General features: G+C 64.4%; 13 protein-coding genes. 10 read left to right on the top strand and 3 right to left on the bottom strand.

Annotated features, from left to right (window positions below; all coding sequences use genetic code 11):
* Positions 1–6: 6 nt before the first annotated feature.
* On the bottom strand, positions 7–1,302 hold the full coding sequence (locus O4220_RS01285; RefSeq protein WP_269601740.1) for an ABC transporter substrate-binding protein: 1,296 nt from the start codon (positions 1,300–1,302) through the stop codon (positions 7–9).
* A 211-nt stretch (positions 1,303–1,513) separates the two neighbouring features.
* On the opposite strand from O4220_RS01285, the gene O4220_RS01280 reads away from it, so the two are divergent.
* From O4220_RS01280 to O4220_RS01260, 5 genes are read left to right on the top strand one after another with little or no spacing between them, the layout of a single operon-like run.
* Positions 1,514–3,547, top strand: a complete 2,034-nt coding sequence (locus tag O4220_RS01280; RefSeq protein ID WP_269601739.1) for a beta-galactosidase — start codon at positions 1,514–1,516, stop codon at positions 3,545–3,547.
* Positions 3,547–4,362 carry a DeoR/GlpR family DNA-binding transcription regulator gene (locus tag O4220_RS01275; RefSeq protein ID WP_269601738.1) on the top strand — a complete coding sequence of 272 codons (816 nt, stop codon included), beginning with the start codon at positions 3,547–3,549 and terminating at the stop codon, positions 4,360–4,362. Before O4220_RS01280 ends, O4220_RS01275 begins: the two co-directional genes overlap by 1 nt.
* Entirely contained in the window at positions 4,349–5,494 is a 1,146-nt protein-coding gene (gene galT, locus O4220_RS01270; RefSeq protein ID WP_269601737.1) for a galactose-1-phosphate uridylyltransferase, read from the top strand. The genes O4220_RS01275 and galT overlap by 14 nt, the downstream gene beginning before the upstream one ends.
* A complete protein-coding gene (gene galK, locus O4220_RS01265; protein WP_269601736.1) occupies positions 5,491–6,657 on the top strand; it encodes a galactokinase in 1,167 nt (388 codons plus the stop codon). The genes galT and galK overlap by 4 nt, the downstream gene beginning before the upstream one ends.
* A gap of 21 nt (positions 6,658–6,678) precedes the next feature.
* Complete coding sequence (locus O4220_RS01260) at positions 6,679–7,770, top strand: ABC transporter ATP-binding protein (protein ID WP_269601735.1); 1,092 nt, start codon at positions 6,679–6,681, stop codon at positions 7,768–7,770.
* 7 nt (positions 7,771–7,777) lie between these two features.
* Here the strand turns inward: O4220_RS01260 and O4220_RS01255 are convergent, their stop codons facing one another.
* Positions 7,778–8,428 (bottom strand): cutinase family protein, encoded by a 651-nt coding sequence (locus O4220_RS01255; protein ID WP_269601734.1) that lies wholly within the window; start codon positions 8,426–8,428, stop codon positions 7,778–7,780.
* Positions 8,429–8,683: 255 nt separating this feature from the next.
* On the opposite strand from O4220_RS01255, the gene O4220_RS01250 reads away from it, so the two are divergent.
* The 5 genes from O4220_RS01250 to O4220_RS01230 all read left to right on the top strand — a co-directional run bounded on the left by O4220_RS01250 (position 8,684) and on the right by O4220_RS01230 (position 13,908).
* Positions 8,684–9,808 carry a hypothetical protein gene (locus tag O4220_RS01250; RefSeq protein ID WP_269601733.1) on the top strand — a complete coding sequence of 375 codons (1,125 nt, stop codon included), beginning with the start codon at positions 8,684–8,686 and terminating at the stop codon, positions 9,806–9,808.
* The gene (locus O4220_RS01245) at positions 9,805–10,896 is read left to right on the top strand and encodes an SMP-30/gluconolactonase/LRE family protein (RefSeq protein WP_269601732.1); all 1,092 of its coding nucleotides are present in this window, start codon (positions 9,805–9,807) and stop codon (positions 10,894–10,896) included. Before O4220_RS01250 ends, O4220_RS01245 begins: the two co-directional genes overlap by 4 nt.
* A 21-nt stretch (positions 10,897–10,917) precedes the next feature.
* A complete protein-coding gene (locus tag O4220_RS01240) occupies positions 10,918–12,300 on the top strand; it encodes a PQQ-binding-like beta-propeller repeat protein (RefSeq protein WP_269601731.1) in 1,383 nt (460 codons plus the stop codon).
* A gap of 75 nt (positions 12,301–12,375) precedes the next feature.
* The gene (locus O4220_RS01235) at positions 12,376–12,882 is read left to right on the top strand and encodes a GNAT family N-acetyltransferase (protein ID WP_269601730.1); all 507 of its coding nucleotides are present in this window, start codon (positions 12,376–12,378) and stop codon (positions 12,880–12,882) included.
* 45 nt (positions 12,883–12,927) lie between these two features.
* The gene (locus tag O4220_RS01230) at positions 12,928–13,908 is read left to right on the top strand and encodes a MerR family transcriptional regulator (protein ID WP_269601729.1); all 981 of its coding nucleotides are present in this window, start codon (positions 12,928–12,930) and stop codon (positions 13,906–13,908) included.
* Here O4220_RS01230 and O4220_RS01225 read toward each other — a convergent pair.
* Positions 13,896–14,078, bottom strand: coding sequence for a hypothetical protein (locus tag O4220_RS01225; protein WP_230592311.1), 183 nt, complete (start codon positions 14,076–14,078; stop codon positions 13,896–13,898). The two genes, O4220_RS01230 and O4220_RS01225, sit on opposite strands and share 13 nt — an antisense overlap.
* Positions 14,079–14,260: the final 182 nt, after the last annotated feature.

Here is a 14,260-nt window from a genome sequence, read left to right as displayed (position 1 = left end):
GCACGATCATGTTCCGAACACCGCCGACTTCTGGCGTTCGATGCTGCGGACCAATCCGTCGACGTCGTTCGGGTTGCCGATGAACTGTTGCAGGGCCGGGATCATGACGATGGACGCGAAGTCGGGTCGCGTGTCGCGGTCGAAGAACTGCGTGATGTCTCCGGCGTTCTGCACGAGGTCTGCCGATTTGCGCACCAGCGCAGGGAAATCCGACAGGTCGGCGTCGCGGTGTGCGGGGATGGCCTGCGGATCCTGCTTCGCGTAGGCGACGGCCGGCTCGGGGCCGGTGAGGAAGGTCAGCAGCTTCTCGGCGGCGGGACGGTTGCGCGGATCGGCGCGCATCATGAAGCCGTCCATCGGTGCCTCGACAGCGGAACTGCCGATGACGGAGTCGAGTTCGGGGAAGGGAAAGAAGTCGAGGTCGTCCCGCTCGGCCCCGGCGGGGAAGCTCTGTGCGACGAACATGCCGGCGACCAGGGACCCGACGCTCTTGTTGAGCAATGCCGTCTGCGCATCGGCGATCTTGCGGCCCAACGGCTGCGGTTGATGGAACGGCAGGATTTCGCGCCAGGTGTCGAACACCGTGCGGACGCGATTGTCGGTCCAGCTGACATCGCCGGCCAACAGGGTGCGGTGGAAGTCGACGCCGTTCAGGCGCAGGTTCAGGTAGTCGAACGTCCCCATCGGTGGCCAGCCGTCGCGAGCGCCGAAGCCGATCGGGGTGATGTTGTCGGCCTGCATCTGCTTGTTCAACGCGACCCACTGGTCGTACGTCTTGGGCGGTTCGTATCCGCGCTCGGCCCAAAGGCTCGGCCGGTAGAACACTGCCCAGGGGTAGTAGAAGAACGGAATCAGATATTGGTTGCCGTCGGATCCGGTCGAGTTCTCCTTGAAGCTGTCGCTGTATCCGCCGCCGTTGCTGGCCCACACGTTCGAGATGTCCTCCACCAGACCCTTGTCTGCGAAGTACTTCATTCGGTAGCCGCCCATCCAGGTGAACACGTCGTCGGGCGTCCCCTGGAGGTAGTTGTTGACGTTCTCCTGGAACGACGTCGAATCGACGGTGTTGACGCGAATGTCACCGCCGGTCTGTTGCCGATACATGGCAACGAAGTCCTCGACTCCGACCTTGGAGTTCTTGTCCGACAGCCGGGAGCCGAGCGTGACCGTGTTGGGATCGAGACTGCTCGAGCACGACGACAGCACGCCGCCGGCGGTCACTGCGCCCGCGGCAACGAGCGCCGACCTGAGGAAGTCGCGCCGAGACGGCTGCCACGTACGCGGCCACTCGTGTGGGTTCATGAGAATCCTTCGCCGGAAAATATCGATAACGATCAGAAGTGAACATTCAGTGTGTCCAACTGTGTGCGTTTGCTGACCGTTCGGGGTGATGCAGGTTACAGAAACATGACCCAGCAGCGTCTGTCAAGCTTCTCGTGGACCTTTCACCTGCATCAGTGGGAAAATGTTCATTCATGTTGACATCTGAGAAGTGCTCGTTCATATTGTGAGCATGGACACAGCGCGACGCAGCACCTGGCCGACCCGGGGTATCTCTTTCGGGGGCGATTACAACCCCGAGCAGTGGTCCGAGGACGTCTGGAATCGCGACGTCGAGCTGATGCACGAGGCCGGCGTCGACTTCGTCACCGTCGGTGTTTTCTCCTGGGCCCGGCTGCAACCGACTGCCACGACGTGGGACTTCGAGTGGCTCGATCGCGTCATGGACCTGATGCATCAGGGTGAGATCCGAGTCGACCTGGCCACGGCTACCGCGTCGCCCCCGCCCTGGTTGGCCACGGCCTACCCCCAGATGCGTCCGGTCGACGAGCGCGGCTACCGCTACGCCATCGGCAGTCGTCAGACGTGGAGCCCCAGTTCCGCTGTCTACCGCGAACATTCACTCGCGCTGGTCGAGAAGATGGCGCACCGCTACGGTGAGCACCCCGCACTGGCGATGTGGCATGTCTCCAACGAACTCGGCTGCCACAACGCTCTCTGCTACTCCGACGACAGTGCCCACACGTTCCGGGAATGGCTCAGCGCCAGGTACATCGACCTCGAGACCCTCAACACCGCGTGGGGCACCGACTTCTGGAGCCAGCGCTACAGCGACTGGGACGAGATCGTTCCTCCCTCGGTGAGCACCACGTTCGGTAACCCCACCCACCAGCTCGACTGGCGACGCTTTTGTTCCGACGCGCTGCTCGAGCAGTACCGCGCCGAGAAGGCCGTCCTGAACCGGATCACTCCGGACGTGCCGGTCACCACGAACTTCATGGTGGGTATGGGCCAGGGCCCCGCGCTTGCCGGCAACATGGACTACGCGTCGTGGGCCCCCGAGCAGGACATCGTCTCCACCGACCACTACCTCGTCGGACCCGAAACAGGGGACGGTGCAGCACATCACAAGCTCTCGTTCTCGGCCGATCTCACCCGCGGCGTGGCCGGCCGTCGGCCCTGGTTGTTGATGGAGCACTCCACCAGTGCCGTCAACTGGCAGCACATCAACCGCGCCAAGGTTCCCGGCGAGATGATGCGTAACTCCCTGGCGCACATGGCTCGCGGCGCAGACGGCATCGCCTACTTCCAATTCCGCGCCTCCAAGGCAGGTGCAGAGAAGTTCCATTCGGCTCTGGTTCCGCACGCAGGCGAGGACTCCGCCCGCTGGCGCGAGGTCGTCGAGCTCGGTGCCGCTCTGCGTCGCATGGCCCCGGTGGCCGGCAGCACGGTCGATGCTCGGGTTGCCGTGCTCTTCGACTGGGCCTCGCAGTGGGCATGCGAGCAGGAGGGCCACCCGTCGATGGCGATGCAGCCCATGGAGATTGCTCGACGCGCACATCGTGGATTCACCTCCGCGGGCGTGACCTGCGACGTGGTTCCGTCGTCGACGGACCTGGACGGGTACGACGTGATCGTCGTTCCGGCTCTCTACCTGTGCAGCGACGAGACTGCCGCGCGGATAGCCGACGCTGCCGAATCAGGTGCGCAGGTGCTCGTCACTGCGTTCTCGGGAATTGCCGACGAGGACGATCATGTTCGACTCGGCGGGTACCCGGGGGCCTTCCGCGAGCTGCTCGGGGTCCGAGTCGAGGAGTTCTTTCCGCTCGCGGACGGCGAGACCCTGACTCTCGACGACGAGACCCTCGGCGAGATCTGGAGCGAATACCTCACCGTGTCCGAGGATGTCGATGTGCTGGCACGGCACACCCAGGGTCATCTGCGCGGAGTTCCTGCGCTGACCAAGCGCGCAGTCGGCTCCGGTGCCGCCTGGTACGCGGCCGCCGTTCACGACGCGGCGGGCTGGGACGCGCTGGCCGACAAGCTCTGTGCTGCAGCCGGTATCGACCTCCGACGCGACCTCGGATCCGATGTGGAGATCGTGCGACGATCGGCAGGGGACCAGTCCTGGCTCTTCGTACTCAACCACGGAACCGACAAGGTCAGCGTGCCGGCCACCGGTATGGACCTGGTCGGCGGAGCACAGGTCGACGGTGAGCTGATCGTGGCTGCAGGCGGTAGTGCAGTGATCGCCGAGACCCGCTGATGCTCGCCCATCAGCGTCAGCAGAAGATCCTCGACCAGGTGACGGCCGAGGGCGCGGTCAAGGTCGCAGATCTCGGCGCAGCACTGTCGGTGTCGGACATGACCATTCGGCGCGACGTCAACGAGCTCGTCGCCCGCGGTCTGGTCGAACGAGTACACGGCGGCGTCACGCTGCCGCGATCGGCCAGCGTGTTCGAGCCGGGGTTCTCGGCCAAGTCCGAACTCGATCGAGATGCCAAGTCCGCTATTGCGAAGGCCGCAGCGCGATTCGTTCGACCGGGAACGTCGATCGGCATTTCCGGCGGCACCACGACACATGCTCTCGCCCAGGAGCTACTCGACGTCCCGGACATCACGGTCGTCACCAATTCACTCCCTGTTGCCGAGGTCTTTCACACCGGCGGCCGGACGGATCAAACCGTGTTGCTCACCGGCGGGGAACGCACGCCGTCCTACGCGCTGGTCGGGCCACTCACGGTCAGCGCACTGCAGAGCATCCACCTGGACATGCTGTTCCTCGGAACGCACGGGGTGGACATCGAATCGGGGCTCACCTGCCCCAATCTCATGGAGGCGCAGACCAATCAGGCACTGGTGGCGTCGTCTCGACGCGTCATCGTGCTGGCCGACCACACCAAGTGGGGTGTCCGCGCCCTCGCCAATACCATCCCGCTCTCTCGCGTCGACGTGTTCGTCACCGATGCCGGACTCGATCCCGGCGTCCAGGACGCGTTGTCCGAGGTGATCGACGACGTGGTGATCGCCGGAGAACCTGTCGACACGAACGAGGAACGAGTACTCGATGACCGCGCATGACGCCACGACGCACGCACTGCGCAAGACGTCGACCACTCTGGCCGACGGCCGTGAGCTGATCTATTACGACGACACCGAGCCCTACGTCTCCGGTGGAGCCACCCGCGACCTGGTCGATACCCGCGCTCTTGCGCCGTCGATGTCGCAGTCGCAGATGCGATTCGACGTTCTCACCGGCGAATGGATCGTCATCGCCGCCCAGCGGATGGACCGCACGTTCTTGCCGCCGGCCGACGCATCACCGTTGGCACCGAGTCGACCGGACCGGCCGGCGACGGAGATCCCGGCTGCAGATTACGACGTGGTGGTGTTCGAGAACCGTTTCCCATCACTGTCCGAAACTGCTGCACAACAGACACTTCCGGCAGAGGTGGACGGTGAGTCGCTGTGGCCACTCGCGCCCGGCACCGGGCGCTGTGAGGTGATCTGTTTCGCGAGCAATCCCGACGCTTCCTTCGTCTCGCTGGAGCTCTCTCGGGTCCGCACCATCATCGACGTCTGGGCCGACCGCACCGCCGCACTCTCCGCGATCCCCGGCGTGCAACAGGTCTTCTGCTTCGAGAACCGCGGCAAGGAAATCGGCGTCACGCTGACGCACCCGCACGGTCAGATCTACGCCTACCCCTACCTCCCACCTCGGACCGACGCGCTGATGCGGCAGTCTCGCAAGCACTTCGAGAGCACCGGACGAGTACTGCTGGCCGATGTCCTCGCTGCCGAACTGCGTTCGGGTCGACGCATCGTGGTCGACGCCGAGCACTGGGTCGCCTACGTCCCGGCGGCGTCACGGTGGCCGGTCGAGGTTCATCTCGCCCCTCGCCGCGATGTGGCGGACCTCGCCGAGTTGAACGACGCAGAGCGTGACGAACTTGCCGGGGTCTACCGACATCTGCTGCGCGGAGTCGATGCGTTCTTCGAGGGCGTCGACGAGGTGCCGTACATCTCGGCGTGGCACCAAGCTCCCGTGGGAGCCGATCGCGAACTGGGACGGCTGCACCTGCAACTGTTTTCGATGATGCGCTCACCGGGTCGAATGAAGTTCTTGGCCGGGTCGGAATCGGCGATGGGCGCGTGGGTCAACGACACCACGCCGGAACGGATCGCGGATCGATTGCGCGAGGTACTCGGATGAAGTGGCTCGATGTCGTCGCCGAGGAAGATCTCGCGGACGGGGCCGCAGCGCTGTTTCGTAGCGCGTTCGGCGGTGAACCCGAGGGCGTCTGGATCGCACCGGGCCGGGTCAACCTCATCGGGGAGCACATCGATTACGCAGGCGGGCTCGTGTTGCCGTTCGCGCTGCCGTACGCCACGGCAGTCGCTGTACGTCGCCGCGAGGACACGGTGATGCGCGCCGTATCGACGCACACCGACGAGTCGTGGACGGGTGAGCTCGCGGAGATAGGTCCAGGTGCACCCGCGGGTTGGTCGGCATACGTGGCAGGCGTGGCCTGGGCCCTGCTGGAGCATGGAGTCGGCGGAGTCGATGTGGCCGTGCATTCCTCGGTGCCGGTGGGTTCGGGCCTCTCCAGCTCGGCGGCCCTCGAGTGCTCGTTCGCCCTGGCGATCAGTGAGCTGTTCGGTCTGCAGGTCGATCGAAACGTACTGATCGACGCCAGTATTCGAGCCGAGAACGAGATCGCCGGAGCGTCGACGGGCGGCATGGATCAGAACATTGCGATGTCGGCTCAGCCGGGACATGCGCTGTTGCTCGATTGTCTCGACGGGTCGACGCGTCAGATCCCCCTCGATCTCGACGCGTCGGGAACCCGGCTGCTGGTCATCGACACCAACGCCCCGCATCGGCTGGTCGACGGTCAGTACGGAGCGCGTCGGAAGTCGCTCGACACCGCGTACGCCGAGTTGGGCGTCACGACGCTGCGCGGCCTCGATCTCGAACAGACCGTCTCGCGCCTCGTCGACGACACTCTGGTCTCGCGAGTTCGCCACATCATCAGTGAGATCGGGCGGGTGGAGCAGGCGGCCGGGCTACTCGACCGCGGTGCCGCAGGCTCCGAACTCGGTGCGTTGATGACGGCCTCGCACGTGTCGTTGCGAGACGATTACGAGGTCAGCTCTCCGGAACTCGACAGTGCCGTGGACGCAGCGCTTCGCGCAGGTGCGCACGGGGCTCGCATGACCGGCGGAGGCTTCGGCGGATCGGCCATTGCCTTGGTGCCGTCGGACATCGTCGATGCCGTGGTGATCGAGATCGACTCCAGCGCAGCACGATCCGGACTACCGAAACCCACATTTCTCCGCGCCGAGCCCGCCGGCTCCGCACATCGATTCTTCTAACCTCTACAAAGGAGCACTCCCATGGCACAGGTCACGTACGAAGGAGCGACCAAGCTCTACCCGGGATCGGACGTCGCCGCGGTCGAGTCGTTGGACCTCGCCATCGAGGACGGCGAATTCCTCGTTCTCGTCGGCCCGTCCGGCTGCGGAAAGTCCACCTCCCTGCGCATGCTCGCCGGGCTGGAGGACGTCGACTACGGTGCCATCAAGATCGGTGATCGCGACGTCACCTCGCTGGCACCCAAGGAACGCGACATCGCGATGGTGTTCCAGAACTATGCGCTGTACCCGCACATGACCGTCGCCAAGAACATGGGCTTCGCGTTGCAGATCGCCGGTATGGACAAGGCAGAGGTGGGTCGACGCGTCGAGGAAGCGGCGAAGATTCTGGACCTGACCGACTACCTCGGCCGTAAACCCAAGGCGCTCTCCGGTGGTCAGCGCCAGCGCGTTGCGATGGGCCGTGCGATCGTGCGGAACCCGCAGGTGTTCCTCATGGACGAGCCGCTGTCGAACCTCGACGCCAAGCTACGCGTCCAGACCCGCACGCAGATCTCCTTGCTGCAGCGCAGGCTCGGCACCACCACGGTGTACGTCACCCACGATCAGGTCGAGGCCATGACCATGGGAGATCGGGTGGCGATCATGAAAGCCGGTGTGCTGCAACAGTGCGCCAGCCCGAAGGAGCTCTACGAGCGCCCGGTCAATGCGTTCGTTGCAGGCTTCATCGGCTCGCCCGCGATGAACCTGTTCGAGGTGGACGTCGTCGCCGGTGCCGCAAAAATCGGATCGCTGACGGTGCCCATCGAGCGGTCGATTGCCGACCGCGTCGACGGCAGCCGCGTGACGATGGGCGTGCGCCCGGAAGCATGGACGCTGTCCGATTCCGGTACCGACATCGTTGTCGACGTCGTCGAGGAACTCGGTGCAGATGCCTACATCTACGGCCGCACCGTCGAGGACGCGTCGAATCTCGGCACGCTGGGGACGCAGATCATCGCTCGAATCCCCGACATCTCGACTCCCTCTCAGGGTGACGTCATTCGAATCGCGCCGCGCGCCGAGACGGTGCACTACTTCTCGACGACGACGGGATTGAATCTGCGCCCCTGAGCCGAAATCAGGTGCGAACTTGCGTGGCGGCGAACTGTGCGCCCTGCGTGGTGGAGCCGTTCGTACCGTACTGAAGGTGTGCGAAGGCGTTGAATCCGCCTATCTGGCATACCGGATCGCCGAAGTTACAGAAGCTGGTCGTACGTGAACCGTATGTGCTGCTGGATGTTTCGATCTTCTGCCCGAGCAGGCCGAATGGGTTGCCGAACACCACGACTGCCTCGACCCGGGAAGCCAGGTCGGCGGGAATGACGGCACCGGTGAAACTGCTGGGAGTGCGCAGGCCGACGGCGTTGGTCACCACGGTGGCTCCTTGCGAATATCCACCGATCACGAACTTCGTCGAAGGGCACGATGCGGCAACGGAATTCAGGTGTGCGACGAGGTCACGGGATCCGGGGCCCGCGCTTGCCTGGGTGAAGTCTGCGGCGTAGTTGACGGCGTAGGTGCTCACCGAGCGGTCCGTCAGCTGAGATTTGAGGCTGTTGACGAACGGCGTGCCGGTGATGCCGAGTCCGGGGAGCTCGCCGGTACCGCGAGCGAAGGAGATATCGACATCCGAACATGGTGCAGCAGAGGCCACGCCGGCGGGAAGTACTACCGCCGAGGCGGAAATAGCCAGTACTGCAGTGGAATACGCGAGCCAACGTCTCTTCATGTTGTGCCCTTCTGGGGTTGAGGGAGGCCTATCGGCACGAACGATAGCTGCTGTAACGATCTTTGCCCAGGGTCGTCAAACTTTCGATTGCCAGCTCCTCGACGGTTGGTTGGACAGTTCTGGGGGAGTGCCCCGCGATCGTGTCGGTGGGGCATCATGGGGCTGGTTTCTCAACGCCTGTTGCGCTACCGTCTCCGCTGGGGTCGCCGTAGACCGGGCACAAAGCCTGGTCCGAATTTTTCCGGGGGATATGTCGTGAAGAGTCGTGGAGTACAGGTTGCTGTAGTGACGGCGGCGGTCGTGGCCGTGTGCCCGACGATCGCGGCGAACGCTGCGCCCGGCCCGGCACCGGCCCCCGCCACGATCCTCGGCTCGATCGAGAACGGACCCGGTAGCTTCAGTGTCTACCGCACGGTCGACAGCGGGCAGCGACCCACCGAAGCCGACAATTCCGCGTGCAACGACTACTTCGGATCCCCGCGCTCGCTGACCGTGGTCGAGCGGCTCGACGCGCGGATGTACACCTTCACCAACGATCCGTCGACGGGTTTCCTGCTCGATCCCACCGCCCAGAACGTCGGACCGATCTACGTGTGCGACGGCCCGACGGTCGACGGCCAGGCGTTTCTCGACCAGTGGGGGGTGCTGACCGCTCCTGGTCTCGGCAGGTTGTCGATGAACGGTCCCTGCGGGCTCGAGTTCATGATCGGCTCGCCGGGGCGCGGCGCCGTCGATTGTGTTCTGCGAGTGCAGCCCAACGACTCCGGGGTCACCGACGGGGTCGCGACCAGCAACTCGGTCGCCAATCCGCTTCGGTTGCCGGACGGTCGAACCGGCTCGCTGTGGACTTTGTACACACTGGGCGAGGGAACTGCTCCGGTGGCCGAGCCCGTACCAGGAACTCCGCAGCCGACCGGCTCGGTGAAGTACAGCGTCGGACGCGAGGTCAATTCGATGTCGACCGGTTCCACCCCGGCATGCCCGGGTGGAGTGCGCACTACGGAGATCCACTCCGTCTCGGTGGACCCGGCCACCGGAGCGGCATCGACCGAGCCGTCCGAGGACGTCGCCGCCAACGCGTCGATCTGCTATCAGAACCCGTCGTCTCCGGATTTCGGCGCGTCGCTGAGTATCACGAGCTTCGGCGTCACACCCGCACTCACGGCAACCTCTACCGGGCAATGTCGTCGTACCGATCTGGCTGTCGGAGCGGATACCGTCCAGCAGTCCTGTGGCTTCACTCTGCCACCGCAACTCGGCCGTGGTCTGGCCGGTGGACAGGTGACGCTGAACGGCCTGGTTCCGACGAACGATCCAGCGGGATCTGCGAATTCGGCTGTCTGGACCACGTCCTTCCTCGGTTCCATCACTCCACGATGACGCAGCGTCGAACCTGGGTTCTCGTTGCGGCGATGCTCGCGATCTGTTTCTCCGGTCTACCCGAGGCAGTAGCCGAGCCTGCCCCCGCGCCAGAGCCCCTCGGATACGGGCAGACCAGAGACATCGCCGTGGTTCCGCTGCCGGGGCAGCCCGAGGGGATGGCAATCGATCCTGACGACGGAAGCATCTGGTCGGGATCGAATCGGCCGAATTCGCCTGCGGACGTGTGGCATTGGAATTCTGACGGTCGACTGCTCGCTACCTACTCCGTGATGGATCACGAACCTGCCGAGCACGGCGTCAACGGGATCACCCTCGACGGGGACGGCCGGGTGTACGCCCTCGACTACTCGGGTGCACGGGCCGTGAGGATCGACCCCGCGACCGGTACGCAATCGGTCTATGCGACATTCGCGAATCTGCCGATCTGTGCGGGGACTGTGAGCACTGCTTGTGAGCCGTCGCCCGTCGACCGGCCCGCGTGGCCGAACTGGGGCACTTTCGCCCCCGACGGAACCATGTATGTCAGCGACCTGAACCAGGCCACCGTCTGGAAGGTACCTGCGGGAGGTGGGGCAGCCGAAATCTGGTATCAGAACCAAGATTTCGCGTCGATATACAGTGTCAACGGTATGCAGTTCGATGCATCGGGTCGGCTGAACTTCGTGGTGACCATGTCGCTGACCCCGGATATCGGCACGATCGGCCGTGGCGTGCTCTACCGAATTGCGCTCGACTCCACCGGTTCACCCGGTCCGTTGGAGCGCGTGGCGGTCGTCGCGCAGGGTGACGGTCTGGCCATCGGAACGAGCGGTCGCATCTACCTGCCGATCTCGAACCCGCTCATCAATTCGATCCAGGTGGTCGACCCGAACAACGGGGCGATGGTGGCCGAGCTACCGACCCTGGTGGATCGCGTGACCCGCTCGATTCCGTACTCGACCCCCGCGTCGGTTGCGTTCCGAGGAACCTCGTTGATCGTGTCCAACCACGGCCTCTTGGCTATCGACCCACGTCAATGGGCGATCCTCGAACTCGGTGTCGGAGAGACTGGATTGCCCTTGCACTATCCGACGGGAATTTCGTGAAACCGGTGCTACCGTCTGCCGGTGGAGCTCACTCGTAACGAGCGTTGGAAGTTGATCGCACTCGGTTCGGCGCTGGTCGTGGGGGCGGCGTTCATCGCAGTGCAGATCGCGACGAACCGATCGGACACGCCCGTGCCGGGCGTCGAACAGGCCGTGGTCGGGGCGTCTCTCGACACCCCGCCGAAGCCGGCGTGGACCGCCGACGTGCGCACCCTCTCCGACAACGGGGGCGATGTGCTGCTGTCGATGCCCTACGGTCTCGGTCACTACTACGGGTACGGCGGATTCCTCAGCGGCGACGACGTGATGATCGGAGCCACCGGGTACCCGCTCCCCAGTGCAGATCCTTCGAGTGGCGCGGAAGTGGGAGCCGTCACCCTCATCGGTGTGAACCCCGACACCGGTGCGCCGCTGTGGAAGACGCCTATCGGGCGGGTGAGTCAATGTGCGCCCGAGCTCGAATCAGTGTTGCTCGCGTGTTGGGGTGATCGACGCGTCGTGTCCATCGACACGTCCGACGGGGCGCTGGTTGCGGACGTCGGAACGGATTTCGATGTGAACGGCGCACGAATCGTGGACGAGACCGTGTTCGTTTCCGGCGATCTGGACGGAACGCCGGTGCTGACGAAGGGCAGTCCGACTGCGATCGAGTCCGACTTCCGCCGCACCTTCGAGCGTTCCGCCGACTTCTCCTCGGTGTACGTGATGCCGGATCTACGGTCGGTGATGCTGATGTATCGGGGCGACGGCACACCGCAGTACGTCTATCGGGTCTTCGATCTCGACAGCGGCTCAGAGCGATTCACCTTCGAGGGCGATTCGCTGCAGGGCGTCGGCAACGGTCTCTTCCTGTCCAGTATCGGCAGCGAATCCGGAACGGTAGGCACCCAGAACCTCTTGGCAGCAGACGGCTCGGTGGTCGGGGCGATTCCGCGTCCGTCATACGGTGCCTCGATGTACCCGAGTGCTCCGACGGGGCCGCTACCGATGTTTCTCGGCGACGGTGCCTACGATCCTGATACCGGTGAGGAACTGTGGCGCAATCCCGCAATGGTGCGTTCGGAATTCAGCGGCACCCAATCTGCCATGGTTGCAGTGGTCGGCCGCGTCGTCATCGTCGCCGATCCTGAAGCGAAGACACTCACCGGTCTCGACATCGACGACGGCACCGAGAGTTGGGTGACGCCGTGGGAGGACGCGTACTGGGTACGCGGCGGACTGACCGACGGCAAGAATTTCGTCTTCGGCGACTATCAGGGCACGCACTCCATCGACGCCGACACCGGCGAGATCGGATGGACCATCCCACAGCCCGAAGGTGTCGACCCGGCTCGGGTGGTGGTCTCCACGGCAGCCGGACACATGACCAGGTCGTGGGACAACCAATTCACCGTGTACCGCTGATGGCACCTCTATTTCGGCCTCGGACGTGGATCTCATCCTCCCGTAGCCGTCGGTAATCCGAAACGGAGGCAGGATATGAGCGGCGCTCTTCGAGCGGGCGGCATGGCACTGGTCCACCCATCGCACGATCTGCGTGACGCCTGGCTGGACTGTCGTATCGAGTGGGGTCCGGGCTTGCACGAGGACGGTTTCGGGTTGACCGAGGACGATGATGTCGATTCCGCTCAGGGCTTCTCGGACTGGATCGATCGGATTCGGAGCGACTCGGACTGCACCTATCGCTGGATGGTGGAGGGTCGCCGAGTAGTAGGCGGAATCGCTGTGCGGCACGGCAGCGCTGCGGAGATCGAGCGGTTGGGTCACCTCGGCTATGGGGTGCGACCGTCCGACCGTGGCCGCGGAGTTGCCACGCAAGCGCTCGTCGACATGCTCGAAGTTGCCTCAGAGATTGGGTTGTCGGAACTGACGGCGGTGTGCGAGGTCGATAATCGTGCGTCGGTTGCGACGCTCGAAGGGGCCGGTGGTGAGCTCCTCGACCGCCACGGAGCGACGGTCAGATATCGGATCAGGTTCGCGCGCTGAGTCTCAGCGCCTCGAATCGGGTGCATTCGACCGCGCTCAGCGCGGGTGATTGCACCCGATCTTCGACGAACTGCTCGATCTGTCTACCGCTGGCCGCTCCTGCGCCGATCGGCAGCTGTTCTGGCTGGAGCGAGAGCGCATTGTGCGCGAAGCTTGACCCTCACACAGTGTGAGAGGGGATTGTCTTCAGGGTCATGTTCAGCATCGGAGAGTTCGCATCCATCGGCCGGGTCTGAAGTTCGCATGCTTCGGCACTACGACGAGATCGGCTTGTTGACGCCTGCACGGGTGGACCCGTTCACCGGATACCGCTCGTACGACGGCTCGCAGTTCGAGGTTCTGGGACGCATTCTCATGTTCAAGGACCTCGGGTTCCGGCTCGACGAGGTGACGCAGATCGTGCACGCTGAGGTCAGCGACGGCCGTCTACGCGAAATGCTCCAGGCCAAACGCGATGACGTCGCCCGTCGACTCGATCTCGACGCCGCTCGGCTGCGTCGCATCGATGCGCGGCTCTCCCACACCGAAGGGATTTCGATGATCACCGTGGACACCACATCGTTGCCGGCCACTCGCATTGCTGCCGTCACCGAGACCGCCGCCGGTTTCGGTCCACAGAACATCGGCCCGGTCATCGGCCCGATGTATGCCCGACTCGCTCAAACGCTCGCTGGGCACGGCGTGAAGTTCGGCCCATCGTCGATCGCCATGTACGAGGCCGTCGACGACGGGGACGGCAGGGGCATCACCGTGCACGCCGCGTTCGAGGTGGGGCCTGACGTCGTGGCCGGTGAGGGCTTCGAGGTTCGGGAGCTACCGCCCGTCGAGCTCGCGGTGACCACCGTGCACCACGGGTCGATGGCCACGATCGGTGAATCCTGGGAGCAGTTGATGGCGTGGATCGAGACCAACGGCTACGAGCTCTCGGGCGTCTGCCGGGAGCTCTACCTGGTGTCGGAGCCGCAGCCGCAGGAGAACTGGGTCACCGAACTCCAGCAGCCGGTGGTCCGACGTCATGACGCCTGAGCGAGTTCGACGAGTGCGGTGCACTGGCAGCCGCCGGTGACCTCTTCGCACTCGAGCACCAGGAAGTGGCGTACGTACTCGAGATCCACGCAGTCCGGCTCCGTGCACTCCGCACCGCCGACCGCGTGGATCACGAGTGTGCCGTGGCAAGTATCGAAGCTGGTGGACACGCGAATTCCCTTCTGTCGGTTCTCCTACATCCTTGATATCACCGAGCTCCGACAAGTTCGGGAGAAGACCAGCGTGTTCGACGCCTGAGCTGGGGCGACCCCGGTCCTCAGGGTAGGGCTGGCCCTACCTCGTTTCGTGGGTTCACAGTGGGGACGCCCAGCCAACGGCCCACTTAGGCTCA

This window comes from Rhodococcus ruber (assembly GCF_027270735.1).
Taxonomy (GTDB): Bacteria; Actinomycetota; Actinomycetes; order Mycobacteriales; family Mycobacteriaceae; genus Rhodococcoides; species Rhodococcoides rubrum_A.
Note: the sequence above shows the minus strand (reverse complement) of the source record. Positions and strands in the feature narration are given on the sequence as shown.

Excerpts from the sequence above, each read along its gene's own strand:
- O4220_RS01285 (WP_269601740.1), bottom strand. The coding sequence starts at position 1,302 with ATGAACCCACACGAGTGGCCGCGTACGTGGCAGCCGTCTCGGCGCGAC.
- O4220_RS01280 (WP_269601739.1), top strand. The coding sequence starts at position 1,514 with ATGGACACAGCGCGACGCAGCACCTGGCCGACCCGGGGTATCTCTTTC.
- O4220_RS01275 (WP_269601738.1), top strand. The coding sequence starts at position 3,547 with ATGCTCGCCCATCAGCGTCAGCAGAAGATCCTCGACCAGGTGACGGCC.
- galT (WP_269601737.1), top strand. The coding sequence starts at position 4,349 with ATGACCGCGCATGACGCCACGACGCACGCACTGCGCAAGACGTCGACC.
- galK (WP_269601736.1), top strand. The coding sequence starts at position 5,491 with ATGAAGTGGCTCGATGTCGTCGCCGAGGAAGATCTCGCGGACGGGGCC.
- O4220_RS01260 (WP_269601735.1), top strand. The coding sequence starts at position 6,679 with ATGGCACAGGTCACGTACGAAGGAGCGACCAAGCTCTACCCGGGATCG.
- O4220_RS01255 (WP_269601734.1), bottom strand. The coding sequence starts at position 8,428 with ATGAAGAGACGTTGGCTCGCGTATTCCACTGCAGTACTGGCTATTTCC.
- O4220_RS01245 (WP_269601732.1), top strand. The coding sequence starts at position 9,805 with ATGACGCAGCGTCGAACCTGGGTTCTCGTTGCGGCGATGCTCGCGATC.
- O4220_RS01235 (WP_269601730.1), top strand. The coding sequence starts at position 12,376 with ATGAGCGGCGCTCTTCGAGCGGGCGGCATGGCACTGGTCCACCCATCG.